This is a genomic window from Skermanella aerolata KACC 11604, assembly GCF_000936425.1.
Taxonomy (GTDB): Bacteria; Pseudomonadota; Alphaproteobacteria; order Azospirillales; family Azospirillaceae; genus Skermanella; species Skermanella aerolata.
Window position 1 is genome coordinate 23,568 of the sequence record NZ_AVFK01000053.1, and the last position, 15,482, is coordinate 39,049.

The 15,482-nt window shown below is 66.8% G+C and carries 14 protein-coding genes and 1 pseudogene; 8 read left to right on the forward strand and 7 right to left on the reverse strand.

Annotated elements, in window-relative coordinates:
- Positions 1 to 185: 185 nt before the first annotated feature.
- Complete coding sequence (locus tag N826_RS33900) at positions 186 to 770, reverse strand: LOG family protein (RefSeq protein ID WP_044436390.1); 585 nt, start codon at positions 768 to 770, stop codon at positions 186 to 188.
- A 365-nt stretch (positions 771 to 1,135) separates the two neighbouring features.
- Here N826_RS33900 and N826_RS33905 point away from each other — a divergent pair, with 365 nt between their 5' ends.
- Complete coding sequence (locus N826_RS33905; RefSeq protein ID WP_052832557.1) at positions 1,136 to 2,311, forward strand: LysM peptidoglycan-binding domain-containing protein; 1,176 nt, start codon at positions 1,136 to 1,138, stop codon at positions 2,309 to 2,311.
- Between the two features lie 23 nt (positions 2,312 to 2,334).
- Here N826_RS33905 and N826_RS33910 read toward each other — a convergent pair whose 3' ends face one another.
- Positions 2,335 to 2,769: a hypothetical protein gene (locus N826_RS33910; protein ID WP_044436424.1), complete on the reverse strand. Its 435-nt coding sequence runs from the start codon at positions 2,767 to 2,769 to the stop codon at positions 2,335 to 2,337.
- Positions 2,770 to 3,045: 276 nt separating this feature from the next.
- On the opposite strand from N826_RS33910, the pseudogene N826_RS33915 reads away from it, so the two are divergent.
- The 3 genes and pseudogenes from N826_RS33915 to N826_RS33925 form a co-directional block, all read left to right on the forward strand.
- Positions 3,046 to 3,762: pseudogene (locus N826_RS33915) on the forward strand (phosphatidylserine decarboxylase); the annotation flags it as partial.
- A 1-nt stretch (position 3,763) separates the two neighbouring features.
- Positions 3,764 to 4,639: a CDP-alcohol phosphatidyltransferase family protein gene (locus N826_RS33920; protein ID WP_044436395.1), complete on the forward strand. Its 876-nt coding sequence runs from the start codon at positions 3,764 to 3,766 to the stop codon at positions 4,637 to 4,639.
- A 19-nt stretch (positions 4,640 to 4,658) separates the two neighbouring features.
- Positions 4,659 to 5,264, forward strand: a complete 606-nt coding sequence (locus N826_RS33925; protein WP_044436397.1) for a CDP-alcohol phosphatidyltransferase family protein — start codon at positions 4,659 to 4,661, stop codon at positions 5,262 to 5,264.
- 81 nt (positions 5,265 to 5,345) lie between these two features.
- Here the strand turns inward: N826_RS33925 and N826_RS33930 are convergent, their stop codons facing one another.
- The 4 genes from N826_RS33930 to N826_RS33945 all read right to left on the reverse strand — a co-directional run bounded on the left by N826_RS33930 (position 5,346) and on the right by N826_RS33945 (position 7,218).
- Positions 5,346 to 5,594, reverse strand: a complete 249-nt coding sequence (locus N826_RS33930; protein WP_044436399.1) for a hypothetical protein — start codon at positions 5,592 to 5,594, stop codon at positions 5,346 to 5,348.
- Between the two features lie 9 nt (positions 5,595 to 5,603).
- Positions 5,604 to 5,846, reverse strand: a complete 243-nt coding sequence (locus tag N826_RS33935; protein WP_044436401.1) for a hypothetical protein — start codon at positions 5,844 to 5,846, stop codon at positions 5,604 to 5,606.
- A 34-nt stretch (positions 5,847 to 5,880) separates the two neighbouring features.
- Positions 5,881 to 6,216 carry a cupin domain-containing protein gene (locus N826_RS33940; RefSeq protein ID WP_044436402.1) on the reverse strand — a complete coding sequence of 112 codons (336 nt, stop codon included), beginning with the start codon at positions 6,214 to 6,216 and terminating at the stop codon, positions 5,881 to 5,883.
- Between the two features lie 90 nt (positions 6,217 to 6,306).
- On the reverse strand, positions 6,307 to 7,218 hold the full coding sequence (locus N826_RS33945) for an MBL fold metallo-hydrolase (protein ID WP_044436403.1): 912 nt from the start codon (positions 7,216 to 7,218) through the stop codon (positions 6,307 to 6,309).
- Between the two features lie 115 nt (positions 7,219 to 7,333).
- Between N826_RS33945 and N826_RS33950 the strand changes: the two genes are divergently transcribed.
- On the forward strand, positions 7,334 to 10,033 hold the full coding sequence (locus tag N826_RS33950; protein WP_044436405.1) for an ATP-binding protein: 2,700 nt from the start codon (positions 7,334 to 7,336) through the stop codon (positions 10,031 to 10,033).
- 2 nt (positions 10,034 to 10,035) lie between these two features.
- On the opposite strand, the gene N826_RS33955 is transcribed toward N826_RS33950, so the two are convergent.
- Positions 10,036 to 10,947 carry a crotonase/enoyl-CoA hydratase family protein gene (locus tag N826_RS33955; RefSeq protein WP_044436407.1) on the reverse strand — a complete coding sequence of 304 codons (912 nt, stop codon included), beginning with the start codon at positions 10,945 to 10,947 and terminating at the stop codon, positions 10,036 to 10,038.
- A gap of 413 nt (positions 10,948 to 11,360) precedes the next feature.
- Between N826_RS33955 and N826_RS33960 the strand changes: the two genes are divergently transcribed.
- From N826_RS33960 to N826_RS33970, 3 genes are all read left to right on the forward strand, one after another.
- Positions 11,361 to 12,875 (forward strand): response regulator, encoded by a 1,515-nt coding sequence (locus N826_RS33960; RefSeq protein ID WP_044436408.1) that lies wholly within the window; start codon positions 11,361 to 11,363, stop codon positions 12,873 to 12,875.
- 76 nt (positions 12,876 to 12,951) lie between these two features.
- Positions 12,952 to 13,476 carry a PAS domain-containing protein gene (locus tag N826_RS33965; RefSeq protein ID WP_044436410.1) on the forward strand — a complete coding sequence of 175 codons (525 nt, stop codon included), beginning with the start codon at positions 12,952 to 12,954 and terminating at the stop codon, positions 13,474 to 13,476.
- Entirely contained in the window at positions 13,451 to 15,010 is a 1,560-nt protein-coding gene (locus tag N826_RS33970) for a methyl-accepting chemotaxis protein (protein ID WP_084721418.1), read from the forward strand. Before N826_RS33965 ends, N826_RS33970 begins: the two co-directional genes overlap by 26 nt.
- Positions 15,011 to 15,482: the final 472 nt, after the last annotated feature.

A 15,482-nucleotide genomic window follows, 5' to 3' on the forward strand; every position in this document is an offset into this window, starting at 1 on the left:
GTAGCGTGAGGTTCTTGGGCGCGCTGGATTGCCACCCGCTGTCGGTTCAGGCGGGCGGTTCAGGCGTCATGCGACGTGCCGGCGGCGGTCGGCCGCCGGCCTTGACGGCGCGTCTTATAGCACCGACGATTGCTCATAAGAAGCCGCACTTGACGCCAGCGGTCTCGAGTCGCAGGGGGCGCCGCTCAGAGCCACTTGGTGTCGGGGCTGATCACCGGTTCCGGCTCGGCCGACAGCGCCGGCAGCACGTCCTCGATCCGGTCGACCACGGTGAATAGCTTGCGGTGCGCCGGCTGGGCGAACCCCTGGGCGATCATGTGGTCCAGCAGCTCCTCCAGCGCAGTCCAGTAGCCGTCGACATTGGCGACGACGATCGGCTTGTCGTGGAGGCGGAGCTGCTTCCACGTCAAGATCTCGAAGGTCTCGTCCAGGGTGCCCAGGCCGCCGGGCAGCACGACGAAGGCGTCGGAGCGGTCGACCATCATGCGCTTGCGGGTGTGCATGCTGTCCACCACCAGCAGCTCGGTCAGGCCGGTATGCTCGACCTCCAGCACCTGGATATGCTCGGGGATGATGCCGACCACCGAGCCGCCGGCCGCCAGGGTGGCGTCGGCGACGATGCCCATCAAGCCGACGCGGCCGCCGCCATAGACGAGCTGATGGCCGTTCTGGCCCAGCAGCGTGCCGAGCTGGTGGGCGGCATCCTTATAGGTGTCGCTGACCCGGCTCGACGAGCCGCAATATACGCAAACTGAAAAGACGTCCTTCATTCCATCACCTTTGCGGACCGGGGAGGCCGGGACGCCTGTTCCCAGGTTTCCCGCCACCCACGGTCGATCCGTCCGTCACGCCCAGCGTCTCACGGTCGAGCGCTTACGCCAAGCGTCGGCGTGACGCTCCGTCGCATCAACACGCTTGGAGGATATCCGCTCCCGGCCTTTCGCGCCATGAGTGCCGCCGGCGCATCCCCATAAGGTGCGACATGGTTTCGGTGAAGATTATTTCGGCGGACAAAGCGGCGGCTATTGACGTAACTTGTTTGCAATCTGATCTGGACTGAATAACCATCCGATCGTCCAGCGGCGGAATTGGCGGTTTCGTTCCGGTCTGCCGACGGACAGGAAGCGGGGCGGCTGTGCAGAGAGCGCTCATCATCGGTGGCATCGGCGTCGCGTTCCTGGGCGCGGCGCATATCCTGACTTCGGTCGATCGGGCCGATCCGCCCGACGTGCTGTCCCTGACCACCCCGATCCAGACGAATACCGCCACGGCGAACAAGGCCCCGCCGACTATCCAGCCGAAGCCGGACCCGTTCCGGCATGGGGCGCCGGCCATGCCGCCTTCGCTGGAGACGGCCCCGCAGATCCCGGCGGCATCCAGGCTTCCAGTAAGTCCCATGCCCACCGTTCCCATGCCGACCTTCGATGTCGTCCGGGTCAATCCGCAGGGCAATGCCGTGATCGCCGGCCGGGCGGAGCCCCATGCCCTCGTCACCGTCCTCGACGGCGGCCGCCCGATCGGGCGGACGACGGCCGACCAGCGCGGCGAATGGGTGCTGCTTCCGGAAGACAGTCTAGCCCCCGGCGGACGCCAGCTCAGCCTGTCGTCGCAGCGAGCGGATGCGGACGAAGCCGAGCAGTCCCGCGACGTCGTCGTTCTGGTCGTGCCGGAGCCGGCGAAGGACGTCGCCGGCCAGCCGGCGTCCGACCGCTCCGGCGCGCTGGCGCTGGCTGTCCCCCGGGACGGCTCCACGGATGGGGGCAACGCCCCGGCGCTGCTCCAGGCGCCTCCGGCGGCCGGAAAGCGCATCGCCTCGTCCGGCAATTCCATCCCCGCCCTGGGCGCGGCCCCGCTTCCGCCGGGCGGCGTCACGGTTGACGTCGTCGACTACGGCGCCGACGGGCGCGCCGGCATCGGCGGACGAGCGCCACCGAACGCCCGGATCCAGGTCTATCTCGACAACGTCCTGATCGGCCACTCCGTATCCGACGCCGAGGGGCGCTGGGGGTTGACGCCGGACCAGCCGGTCCGGCCCGGCCGCTATACCCTGCGCGCCGACCATGTCTCAGGCGGCGGCCGGGTCAGCGCCCGTGCGGAGATTCCGTTCCAGATGGCCGATCAGGCGGCGCAGAACCTGCCGACCGGCCAGAACATCGTGGTCCAGCCCGGCGCCAGCCTGTGGCGGATCGCCCGGCGTACCTACGGCGACGGTGTCCGCTTCAGCGTGATCTACGAGGCGAACCAGTCCCAGATCCGCGACCCCGACCTCATATATCCAGGTCAGATCTTCACCGTCCCCCAGGTAAACTGACCCCCGACTTCCCGACCTCCACTTCAGAGGAGGTCTGACAGAATGCGCAGATAGGGCCGGACCTCCTGGAGGAACTGGACTATTTCGTACACTACGCCGGTCACGTCGATATGCTCCTCGACATGCGACTCGCCGATCACCAGGATCTTCTGCCCGCCGTCGACCACGAAGCAGGACCGCGCCAGATGCTGGGTCGCGCGCAGGATCGCCAGGATGTCGCGCCGGCGCTGGGGCGACTGCGCCGTATAGGGCACATAGCCAAGCTCCGCCCAGATCCGGAACCGGCTGCCGTCGCCGACCGGATCGATCGAGACGTGGTACAGTACGTCGTCGATCGCGAAGCGCTGCTTCGACGGGGCGGGGGTGGCGGCTATGCCGAGCAGGCCGTCCGCATTGATGTGGACGGTGCCCAGCCGGAGCGGCAGGGCGGCCTGGGAAACTTCAGCAAGAGGCTGCATGTCGATCACTCGCCTGTCCCGCAAAACACCGCTGGGGAAAAGAACCGGTCGGGAAAACGACCGGTCCGGAAAAGAAATAGCCGCATCACCCGCGGCCGTGGCGGAGCAGAATCACGTTTCGCGACTTAATATGCGGTAAATGCGCCGTCCGAACCGGTAGCGCTGGTTTGCATCCGCGCTCCGGTGCCATAAGTAACGGGGTCCGGCGCATTCCGCCGGACCCCGACCCGGTATCCGACCGTACATTCGACCGTCCGGCGCCAATCGCCGCCAGCACATCGCAGGAACAAGCCTCCGACCATGTCCGCACTGCAATCCGTCGTCGTTCCGATCAACCGGGCCGGTTGGCCCTTCATCGCGGTGTTCGCCGCGGTCACCGCCGTCCTGGCCTTCGTCGCCCAGCCGCTGGGCTGGGTCGGGGCGATCCTGACCGCGTGGTGCGTCTACTTCTTCCGCGACCCCGACCGCGTGGTGCCGGCCCGTCCGGGACTGCTGGTCAGCCCGGCGGACGGGACGGTCCAGATGATCGTGCCGGCGGTGCCCCCGACGGAGCTCGGCATGGGCGACCAGCCCCGCCTGCGCGTCAGCATCTTCCTCAACGTCTTCAACGTCCACGTCAACCGGACGCCCGCCGCCGGCACGGTGGAAGCCGCCGCCTACCACAAGGGCAAGTTCCTCAACGCGGCGCTGGACAAGGCGAGCGAGGAGAACGAGCGGATGGCGATCCGGCTGCGGCTGGACGACGGGCGGGAGATCGCCTTCGTCCAGATCGCCGGCCTCGTCGCCCGCCGCATCATCTGCCATCTCAAGCCGGGCCAGACCGTCGCCGCCGGCGAGCGCTACGGCCTGATCCGCTTCGGCAGCCGGACCGACATCTACCTGCCCGACGGCGTCCATCCCCAGGTGATCGTCGGCCAGACGACCATCGGAGGCGAAACCATCATCGCCGACCTGAACTCGACCGAGCCGGCCCGGCTCGGGGAGGTGCGCTGACATGACCAACCGGACCGAACGTCCCCGCCGCCGGAGCCGGCCGCCGCGCCTGCGCGGATTGTCGATCAACCGCATGCTGCCGAACATGCTGACCATGCTGGCGCTGTGCGCCGGCGTCACCGCCATGCGCTTCGCCATCCAGGGCCGGTTCGAAGCCGCCGTGGTGTCGATCATGGTGGCGGCCGTGCTCGACGCGCTGGACGGCAGGATCGCCCGCCTGCTCAACGGCCAGAGCAAGTTCGGCGAGGAGCTGGACAGCCTGTCCGACGTGGTCAGCTTCGGCGTCGCTCCGGCCATCACCCTGTACCTGTGGGTGCTCGCCGGGGCCGGCACGCCGGGTTGGATCGCTGTCCTGGCCCTCAGCGTCTGCGCGGCGCTGCGACTCGCGCGGTTCAATTCCAAGCTGGGCGACAGCGACCTGCCGCCTTACGCCTACAACTATTTTACCGGTGTGCCGGCTCCGGCGGCGGCCGGTCTCGCACTGCTGCCGCTAGTGTTCTCGTTCGAAGCCGGCACCACCGTGTTCGGCCATCCGCTGTTCGTCGGAATTTGGGCGGGCGCCATCGCGTTGCTGATGGTCAGCCAGCTGCCGACGTTCTCGTTCAAAGGCGTCCGGGTCCCGCAGAAATTCGTGATCCCGGTCCTGGCCGGCGTCGGCCTGATCGCCGCCATGCTCGTCAGCACGCCCTGGCTGACGCTGTCGCTGATCGGCATCGCCTACCTCATCAGTCTGCCGTTCAGCTACCGCCAGTACCGCCGCCTGAGGATCGAGGCGGAAAAGCTTCACGCCTCCAACGCCGCAATGGCCACCGATCTCCCGGAAGGCGACACCGCGGACGACGACGAAGCCGGGCCGTTCTCCCCGGAAATCCGCTGACCCGACGCTCCTCCCGGCCATGCTTGACGCCCGCCTGCGCCGCCTGATCGACCCGCCGCTGGACCGACTCGGTGCCAGCCTCGGTCGGCGCGGGATCGGTGCGGATGCAGTGACGCTGGCCGGCTTCGCGGTCGGCGCCGCGTCCTTCCCGGCGCTGGCGGCCGAGGCCTACGGTCTCGCCCTGCTGCTCATCCTGCTCAACCGCGTGATGGACGGCCTGGACGGCGCAGTGGCGCGCCATGCCGGAACCACCGATTTCGGCGGCTACCTGGATATCGTCTGCGACTTCCTGTTCTATTCGGGCGTCGTGTTCTTCTTCGCGGTCGGTCGGCCGGAACAGGCGCTGCCCGCCGCCTTCCTGATCTTCAGCTTCATCGGTACCGGATCGTCGTTCCTGGCCTATGCCGTCTTCGCCGCCAAGCGCGGCGTGACCACCAGCATCCGGGGGACCAAGTCCCTCTATTATATCGGCGGCCTGACCGAGGGGGCGGAGACGATCGCCCTGTTCGCGGCGCTCTGCCTGTTCCCCGATGCCTTCGCGTGGCTGGCCTGGGGCTTCGGCGCGCTGTGCTGGATCACCACCGCCGCCCGGATTGCGGCGGCGGCCGGCGCCTTCCGCCCCTAACGAGCCGCCTCTTCAGCAAAAGCACGCTGGCGTAGGTCGGGCCGCTTCAGCCCGACATCCAACGTTCCAGACCGGCTATGCTCAGCCCTGGACGCAGTTATAGGCAGAAACCCTGCTGTTACGGGCCTCGTTCTCGTACCGCTCCACCAGGGCCGACTTGCGTCCCCAGGTTCGGCAGACCCCGTCCGCGTCGGCATCGATCGCCTCTTCCGGCGCACTGTCCACCGGATGGGTGATCGTGATCGCCGCCGGCATCCGCGTCGGCGGCTCGTCCGGTCCGGCGCAGGCGGCCAGCGCCAGGACGCCCAGGACCAAGCCGGCTGTCGGCATCCGCACCGCTCAGGCGCCTTCGCCGAACGACTCGGGCGCCACCTCGACCAGATCGCCGCGCCCTTCCAGGGCCTCGACCACCTTCTGCCAGTGCTCCGCACCGGGCAGGTCGAGCGTCACCGTCGTCAGACCCTCCTCGCCGGAATGGCTGGCGGTCTGCCCGGTCTGGCCGAAACGCTGGCCCAGATCCTCGAGCACGGAGCTTTCCAGCCCCTCGTTCCGCTCGCCCTCGTAGCTGTATATGATCTTCATGAACGCTCTCCCTTATCCGGTCTTCAGTCCCGCCTCAGTCCCGCCCGTGGACCTCGGCCGGCGGACTGGTCGCCTCGACGGCGGTGAAACTCTCCAGAATCTTATATGTGTGCTCGGCGCCCTTCGGCACCGTCCAGCTGTCGCCCGGCTCCAGCTTTACCATCTGTCCTTCCAGATGAAGCTCGGCGCTGCCGGAGATGACGTAGCCGACCGTCTCATAGTCGCGGCGGGACGGCTGCTTGGCCTCGGCCGGCTGTTCGTCCTGCCACAGGCGCATCGACAGGGATTTGCCGGAAGCCAGATATTTCTGGCCCTGCTCGCCCTTGGGAGAATGGGCGGAATCGATCTTCTTCACGGTCGTATCGGCCATGGGGCCTCCTGGGTCTGATGGGATCGGGCGGGTGTCCGGACAGCGTCCGGACCCTGACGACAACATGACCCGCCCGGCGTGGTTCCCCGCTCAGCCGACCGTGACCCGGTCGAAGTCCGCCGCCACCCGCGCGTTCCCGAACTCCGCCCTGGCTTCGGCCTCCACCAGACCCTTGGCGTACCGGTTGGACTGATGGTTCAGCCAAAGCTGGCCGACCCCGGCCTCGATCGCCAGCCGCGTCGCCTGACCGACGGTCAGGTGGCTCCGCGCCTCCGCCTTGTCGGCGTCGGCGTTCAGGAAGGTCGCTTCGATCACCAGCAGGTCGACGCCCCGGACATGCTCCGCCAGGCCCTCGGTGGTCTCGCAGTCGCCGACCACTGCGATTCGCGATCCGCGCCGCTCCGGCCCCAGCACTTGGCCGGGCTCGATCCGCCGCCCGTCCGTCAGGGTGACCGCCTTCCCACGCGCCAGCAGCCCGCGCTCCTCCCCCGCCGGGACGCCGAGTTCGTCCAGCAGCGCGCCGTTCAGCGGCTGGCGCGGCGTTTCCTCGAACAGGAAGCCGAAGCAGTCGTCGCCCGCATGACGGACCGGGAAGGCCGACACCGTCAGGTCGGGCGCGGTGAAGAGGGGGCCGGCCGACAGCTCGATCCAGTCCAGCCGCATGCGTGGCGGACCGTCCGGCCAGACGACCTCCTCCAGCAGCCGGCGCGCCAGCTTCAGCGGACCGGGGCCGGCATGGATCGCCAGCCCGGCAGTACTGCGCCACAGGTTGAGCGTCCCCGCCAGCCCGCCCAGGCCCAGCAGGTGGTCCAGGTGCCCATGCGTCAGCAGCACCTTGTCCAGCCGCCGGAAGCCTAAGCCGCTGGCCATCAGCTGGCGCTGTGTACCCTCGCCGCAATCGATCAGGAAACGGTGGCGTCCATATTCCACGAGCAGGGATGAAAGACCCCGGTCGGTGGTCGGCACGCTGGCTGAAGTGCCCAGAAAGGTGATCTCGAACATGGCGCGGACTTTAACATACCGGGCCGCGATGTTGCGCCCGCCGTGCCGGTCCCCCACAATCGGCAAGTGAGGGAACGGCTGGGCCGAACCGGCCGAAGGAAATAGGCGACGTGCGGTGATTAACTCCTGGTACGCAATCCTGCTGAGCTGTGCGGTCTTCGGTTTCGCCGGCTTCCAGTTCATGCTCATCCGCACCGGCCTTTGGTCCGCAGCTCCCTACGAGGCGGCCGGGCTGACCGTCACGCTGGTCCTGCCGCCGGTCGTGACGGCGCTGGTGGCGTTCCGGATCGGTCTCCGCCGGGTCCGGCGGATCTTCGCAGCGCGTCCGGACAGCGAGCACGAGCAGGTCATGATCCGCATCCTGCTGGTCAGCCTGAACCTTGCCTACGTCCTGGTGCTGATCCTGGCCGTCGGCCCGCCCGACATCTTCGTCGGATCGGTCCTGATCCTGCCGCCGGGCTTCGCCGGCACCTGGCTGCTGCTGATCCTGCTGATGCTGCACCCGGCCCCTTCGGTCCCCCGCCGGGTCCTCGGCAACATGCTCGACATGGCGATGGTCAGCGCCTTCCTCTATGTCGGCGGCGCCATGGCCGCACCCTGGTACCTGATCTATCTCTGGGTGACGTTCGGCAACGGCTTCCGCTACGGCACCCGGTTCCTGGAGGTGTCGGCCGTCCTCGGCGCGGCAACCTTCGCCCTGGTCATTCATGTCACCCCCGTCTGGCGAGACATTCCCTATATCGCCTACGGCCTGCTGGTGGCGCTGGTTGTGCTGCCGGCCTATGTCGTCCGCCTGATTCGCCAGCTGACGGAAGCGAAGGCCCAGGCGGAAGCCGCCAACCGGGCCAAGGGACGGTTCCTCGCGACCGTCAGCCACGAATTGCGGACGCCGCTGACCGCCATCATCGGCATGGGCGACATGATGATGAACACCCGGCTGGACGCCGACCAGCGGGAAATGGCGGCCACCGTCAACACTTCCGCCCGGCAGCTGCTGTCACTTATCACCGACGTCCTCGACTTCTCGCAGCTCGAGGAAGCCAAGCTCGCCATCGATCAGGTGCCGTTCGACCTGCACCGGGTCGTCTGCGATACCCGGCTGATGCTGCGCGGCCAAGCCCGCATGAAGCGGCTCGCCCTGCGGCTGGTGATCGACGCCGACGTGCCTCGCCGGATCGTCGGCGACGACCGCAGGCTTCAGCAGGCCCTGACCAACCTGCTGGCGAATGCCGTCAAGTTCACCGAACGAGGCGCCGTCACCCTGTCGGTCAGGGTGGTCCAGCAGGGCGTGCTGGAGTTTCGCGTCACCGATACCGGCATCGGCATAGCGCCGCAGCATCTCGACCGCATCTTCGACCGCTTCACCCAGGCGGAAGACGACATCAACCGCCGCTATGGCGGAACCGGCCTCGGCCTGGCGATCTCGCGCCAGCTGGTGGAACTGATGGGCGGAGCCATCGGGGTGTCGAGCGAGCTTCATCGCGGCAGCGAATTCTGGATCACCTTGCCCTGCCGGCCCGCAAAGCCCGGATCGGATCCCGCCGCTCCACCCGCCGCCGTAACGCCTCTGCTGGTGACGGCCGGCGCCGAGTCGAGGCTGGCCACCCTGGGTCCCGGCTTGAATTCCGCCCTGGGTCGCCATGCCGAGATCGCCGATCCGGTCGAGGCGGACACGGTGCTCGCCGATATCTTCCGCGACTCGGAAGGTACCACTCCGGTCCTCCTGATCCCGGTGGAGGCGCTGGACGATCCGTCCACCGGCATCGCGGCATGGTTACAGGCGGGCAACGGCGTCGAGCGTTCCATCGCCATACTGATGGGATCGTCGGCGGCGGAGGCGGCGGGCCGCTGCCGGGAATGGCTCAGCGAACTGGTCCTGACCTGCCCGATGGAGGCGGACCGGGTGGCGTCGGCGCTGGCCGCCGCGCGCGGATTGGCTGGCTTGGCGGCCGGAGCCTCGGCCCCGGGGGCCGAGCCCGTCGCCGCCGCCCAGCGCCGGCGGATCCTCGTGGCGGAGGACAACGCGATCAATCGCCGCGTGATCGAGAAGATCCTTCAGCGCGCCGGTCATGACCCAATCTTCGCCGCCGACGGCGACGAGGCGCTGGATCTGCTCGACCGCATGAGCTTCGACATCGTGCTGATGGACATGAACATGCCGGCCATCAGCGGCCTGGACGTCGCCCGGATGTACCGGTTCACCCATACTGACCATCCGCACCTGCCGATCGTCGCCCTGACGGCGGAAGCCACCGAGCAGGCGCGCCGCCAATGCGCCGATGCCGGCATGGACGCGTTCCTGACCAAGCCGGTCGATCCGAAGGCGCTGTTCGCGACCATCGACCGGCTGGTCGGCGGTCAGCCGGCCGAGCCCGGAACGCTTCGGCCGGAACCGGCATCGGACGAGCGGCACCCCGAGTCGCCGCTGCCGGAGGCTCCGGATCTTGCCGACTCCGGGACGAACGCGGGCACGAACGAACCCAGCATCGACGTCGCGGCCCTGGACAAGCTGCGCTCGGTCGATGACGACCCGTCGTTCATCGCCCAGATCGCGGACGAGTTCCTGCACGATGCCGAGGATTTATTGATCGAACTGGAGCACGCCTGGGCCTGCGGCGATCTCTACGCCTTCAAGGACCATGCCCACTCGCTGCGCAGCAGCGCGTCCTATGTCGGCGCAAGCCGGATGGTGCGTCTTCTGCTGTATTGCCGCGATGTGTCTAGGGAAACGCTGGCGGAGGAAGGTTACCGCCGCGTCCGGGAAATCCAGGCCGAGTTCGCCCGGGTCCGCACGGCGCTCCGCGAACTCGCCTGAAATCAGTCGCCGCAACCGGTCATCGCCAGGTCTTCCATGTCGGCATCGGCGCGGGCGCGGCGGCGGCCCTGGGCCGCGACCAGGCGCTCCATCATCTTCAGGTCGATCGGGCTCAGCGTCATCGCGGTATCGACCCACAGATCGGTGATGCCGTTCAGGTCCTGCAAGGTGATCGGATTGACCCGCTGGCGCGCCTGATAGATCGCCCGCTGGGCGGCGTGGCGGCGCGCGTTCTTCCGGACGTAGTCGTTGAGCGCCTCTTCGCCCCGGCCGTCCTCGGCCAGCACGTCGACGATGCCCATGTCGTACAGTTCGGCGCCGGTATAGATGCGGCCGCTCATGATCATGCGCTCGGCGGTCGCGGCATTGGTCCGGCGGGCGATGAAGTTATAGGCGCCCATGCCGGGGAACAGGTTGAACATGATCTCGGGCAGGCCGAACTTGGCGCTTCGCTCCGCGATGATGACGTTGCTCGACAGCGCCGCCTCGAAACCGCCGCCCAGCGCGTCGCCCTGAACCAGCGACACCGTGATGATCGGCAGGTCGAGCGCCATCGAATTGGCGTGGACTTCGGCGACGCAGGCGCGGGCATAAGCCGTCAGGGCCGCCCGGTCGCGCTTCCGGATCAGGTTGGCGAACAGGTGAAGGTCGCCGCCCAGGTTGAAGATGCCCGGCATCCTGGAGGCGAGCACCATGTACTTCACCTGCGGGTCCTGGCTTGCGGCGGCGCCGTGCCGGGATGCCAGCAGCTGGCGCATCCGGCGCAGTTCGGCCAGCACCTCCGGAGTGAAGCTCGGCCGGTTGCTGAACTGGAAACGGCACCAGAAAACCCCTGTCTTGGTGTCGAAATCGAGATCCAGTTCGCGGAACTGGCCGTCAAGCTGAACGGGAGCCCGGCGCGGCTGTTCCGCCACGCAAGAATTGCCAACAATTTTAACTGAATTAGAAACAGTGTCGGCAATCTGTTCGAGCATGATTATCTCCATCACTTCAATATTGCGGAAAACGACGGTCGAGGCCGGTTCCGATCGCCAAGGGCAGGGTGAAGCAGGTGTCACTCGATATTTTGGGGTATATACCTAAGAAAATGTTAATTTGATTTATTATGTTTGAGGTCGGCTTTGATTTATCGATAGCGTCGTTCTAGACTTAATGAGTAAGGATTACGGGCAATATGGTATTTACTTTCGGTAAAGTTTTATGAAGCAATCATGGGCCAGACCTGTGTGTGAATTGATCCCGCCACGTCACGGCGATCGATTTGGCCCGCGAGTGTGGTCCGCGATGAGGAAACCAGCACAGAGGGACAGGCATTAGGGTGAGTTGCTTGAGGGTTTCCCTTTCAGAAACCGGGGTCTCGATCCTGGGCGCCGAGGTCTTCATCATCGACGACCGTAGCGTCAACCGCAAGATTCTGACCAAATTTGCCTCCTCGGTCGGCGACGACATCACGGTCTCCGCCTTCCCCAACCCGGTGGACGCGCTGGAGGCTTGTGCCCGCACCGTGCCGGACCTCGTCATCACCGATTTCAAGATGCCGCTGATGGACGGGGCCGGCTTCATCCGGAACCTGCGGGGGCGGCCCGCTACCGCCGACGTCCCGGTGATCGTCGTGACCGCCTACGAGGACCACGAGATCCGGCGCGAAGCGCTGGAAGCGGGCGCTACCGACTTCATCCTCAGCCCGGTCGATCCGTGGGAGTTCCAGACCCGTGCCCGCAACCTGCTGCGTCTGCGCGCCCAGCAGCTGGTGATCCACCGCCAGACCGTGCGGGAAAGCGAGGAGCGCTTCCGCCTGCTGGTGGAAGGCGTCCGCGACTATGCGATCGTGATGCTCGATCCCGCCGGCCGGGTGACCAGCTGGAACACCGGGGCGGAGCGGCTGCTGGGCTATTCCGAACAGGAGATCCTGGGGCAGCCGGCCTGGAGGCTCGATCCCGCCGATGGCGCCGGAGCCGGCTCCTCCTCGGGAGTGGCGGCGATGCTCAACGCCGCGGCATTGGACGGCAGCGTCCACGGCGAGCATATCAGGGTCCGCAAGGACGGCTCCCGCTTCCATGCCGATATCCTGGTGACGTCCATGCGGGACGAAGCCGGGCGGCTGGCCGGTTTCTCGATGGTGACGCACGACATAACGACGCGGCGCGACATGGAGAACGCGCTGAGGGACGCGCTGGCCGAGAGCCAGGTGCTCCTGCGGGAGCTTCATCACCGCGTCCGGAACAACCTCCAGGTCATCAGCACGGTCCTCTATCTTCAGACCATCGGCATGCCGGAGGGGGAGTTGCGGCACGGGTTCCGCCGCACCCAGCAGCGAATCGACGGCCTCGGCCTCCTGTTCCGCAACCTGCTCGGCCCGAGTCGCATCACCAGCGTCCAGTTCGACTCGTATCTGGTCGATCTCTGCACCACACTGGTCGGCGGCTTCGACGCGTCCCGCCATCTCAGGCGCGCCGTCGATGTCGGAACGCTGTCGCTGGAGCTCGACATGGCCGGTCCGCTGGGGCTGGTGATCGGCGAGATCCTGTTCACGGCGTCGGATTTCAGGGCGCCAGCCGCTGCTACGGCGTCTTCCGGCAATGCGCCGGCCGGCAATGGACTGGCCGGAAATGGGCTTGACGTCTCGATCCTCCCCGATGGCGTCGGGATCGTTCTCCGCTTCGCCTTCGCCCGCCCGCCGGCGGCGCCGTCGCCGTTCCAGATCGGCGGCCATTCCGCCCTGGGAACGACGGTGATGTCGGCGCTCGTCAACCAGCTCGATGCGGGGTTGAGCGTGCAGGAGGAAGGGGATCGCGTCGCGATCACCCTGGCTCTGCCCCGCACGCTGTTCGAGTTCGGCTGAATCCCTGTTGACTTAAATCAAATACAATATAATTGGCGGTCGCTATACCGGTGCGGGTAGCAAGGGGAGTGATCGCATGGCGCGACCGACTGCCGCCCCCACCGGGCGCGAACGGGTCTTCGGCGAAGATGAAATCATCGTCAGCAAGACCGATCTCCAGGGCAGGATCACCTACGCCAACTCCGTCTTCCTGAGGGTCGCGGGCTATGCGGAGGAAGACGTCCTCGGGCAGCCGCATAGCATGATCCGCCATCCCGGCATGCCGCGCGCCGTCTTCAAGCTGCTGTGGGAGAAGATCGCCGGCGGCGGAGAGATCTTCGCCTACGTCAAGAACCTCGCGCGCGACGGCGACCATTACTGGGTCTTCGCCCATGTGACGCCCAGCTTCGACAAGACGGGCGCCATCACCGGCTACCACTCGTTCCGCCGCTGGGCACGGCGCGACGCAGTCGCCGCGGTTCAGGGCCTCTACGACGCGATGATCGAGATCGAGACCCGCACCGCCGACCGGCGCGAAGGTATGGCGGCTTCGACGGCCCTTCTCCTGAAGGTCCTGGAGCAGAAGGGGTGTGACTATGACACGTTCGTCCTCTCTCTCTAGGATCCGGAAGCTCGGCCTTGCGGCGGTGGTGACGGCATGCGCCGGCATCCTTCTGCCGTTCCTCGGCGATCCGGCTCCCGCGTGGTGGCTGGCGGCGCCCTCGCTCCTGCTGCTGCCGGCCGCACTTGCCATCGTCGTCCTCGTCGGCAGGGTGGAGCGGGCGATAGCGAGGGCGCTGGATGTCTGCGACGAATCGGCGATCGGCGACTACGATCGCCGCATCACGGCGGTACCGGAAGGCGGTTCTCTCGGGACCCTGTTCCTGCGGATCAACGACGTCCTGGATCTGGCCGACTGCTTCAGCCGGGAAGTCGGGGCGGCGATGGACCACGCCAGCCGCAAGCTCTACTACCGCAAGGTCACGGTGACCGGCCTGAAGGGCTGCTACCGCGCGGTAGCCGAGACGATCAACCGCTCCGTCGACGACATGGCCGAGCGTGACCGGGTGCTGATCGAGGTCGAACACGACATCACCGATCTGGTCGAAGCGGCGTCGCGCGGCGATTTCGCGCGCACGCTCAAGCCGGCCGACGGTTCGATGGCGCGGCTGTGCAACGGCATCAACGACCTGACGGCGACCGTCCGATCCAGTCTGGCCGCGATCGACGGCGTGCTCTCCGCGATCTCCCATGGCAATCTCGGCCGCCGGATCGAGGACGATTTCCAGGGCGTCTTCGCCACGATCAAGTCCAACACCAACCGCATGGCCGACGAGCTGGCCCGGATCGTCGCCGAGATCGGCGATGCCGCCGACAGCATAGACGAGACGGCGTCCGGAGTGGCCGATGGCAGCCGCGCCCTCTCCGGCAGCACGGAGAACCAGGCGGAACACCTGGAACGCACGGCAGCCGCCATGCAGCAGCTCACCGCCTCGGTGCGCAGCAATGCCGAGAACGCGGCGGAGGTTACCCGCGCCGTCGATGAGGCGCTCAGCCTGGCCGGATCGGCCGGCAAGGTCGCGGGCGACGCCGTCGGCGCCATGCACAGGATCGAGCAGTCGTCCAAGCGGGTCACCGACATCATCGGCCTGATGGACGAGATAGCCTTCCAGACCAACCTCCTGGCGCTCAACGCCGCCGTGGAGGCAGCACGGGCCGGGGAGGAGGGCAGGGGCTTCGCCGTCGTCGCGGCGGAGGTTCGCATGCTGGCGCGCCGCGCTTCCGATGCGTCCGGCGACATCAAGCGGCTGCTTCAGGAGAGCGGCAGTCAGGTCGCCAGCGGCGTCGACCTCGTGACCGCCGCCGGCCGTGCCTTGGACGAGATCGCCTCGGCCGTCACGATCGTCGCTGATCGGACCACAGGGATCGTCAGCGCCACCCGCGAGCAGGCCGTCGGCCTGGAGCAGATCAACGGCGCCGTCGCCGACATGGACACGATGACGCAGAGCAACGCCGATCTTGCCGACCAGAGCGCCGAAGCCGCGCGCACCCTGACCGGGCAGGCCGGCCACCTGAGCGACCTCATGGCCTTCTTCCGCCGCGACGCCGGCTATGGAGTGGAACGAGGCGCCGCTCGGAAAATGCAGGTGCGTTAAGATTTCATCTGGACAGTCCCGTGCAGCTCACATATAAGGCGCCTCCCACGAGGAACGGCCCGGCCAAAAGCTGGACAAGACCAAATGGGGATCTTCCATAGACTGAGTATTCAGCCGACGGCAGATGAATCAGCTTAAGTAAGCGGAGTCATTTGCCGGCGTAAGTTTAGGCTGGTATCTATGTAAGATCAGCACCCAGACTTCGGTTTGGATGTGAGCGTCAAAAAAGTTTCACCGAATAGCTTGACAGCGGCGGTTGGGACGGCTAGATAGAGACCACGAACGGCGGACAACAGATCGCCGGTTCAACGTTTCTCCGGGACAAGATGATAGATCACCGCACCAAGCGATTGGGCGGATCGTTGTTGCCTCCCGGTTCGAGAATTCTCCGCTTTGGCGGTCGCGATCCCGGTTTCGGGGTTGCCTGGATCTTTGACAAGTTGATGATTTGAGAAGGGATGCGCAGGCGGCG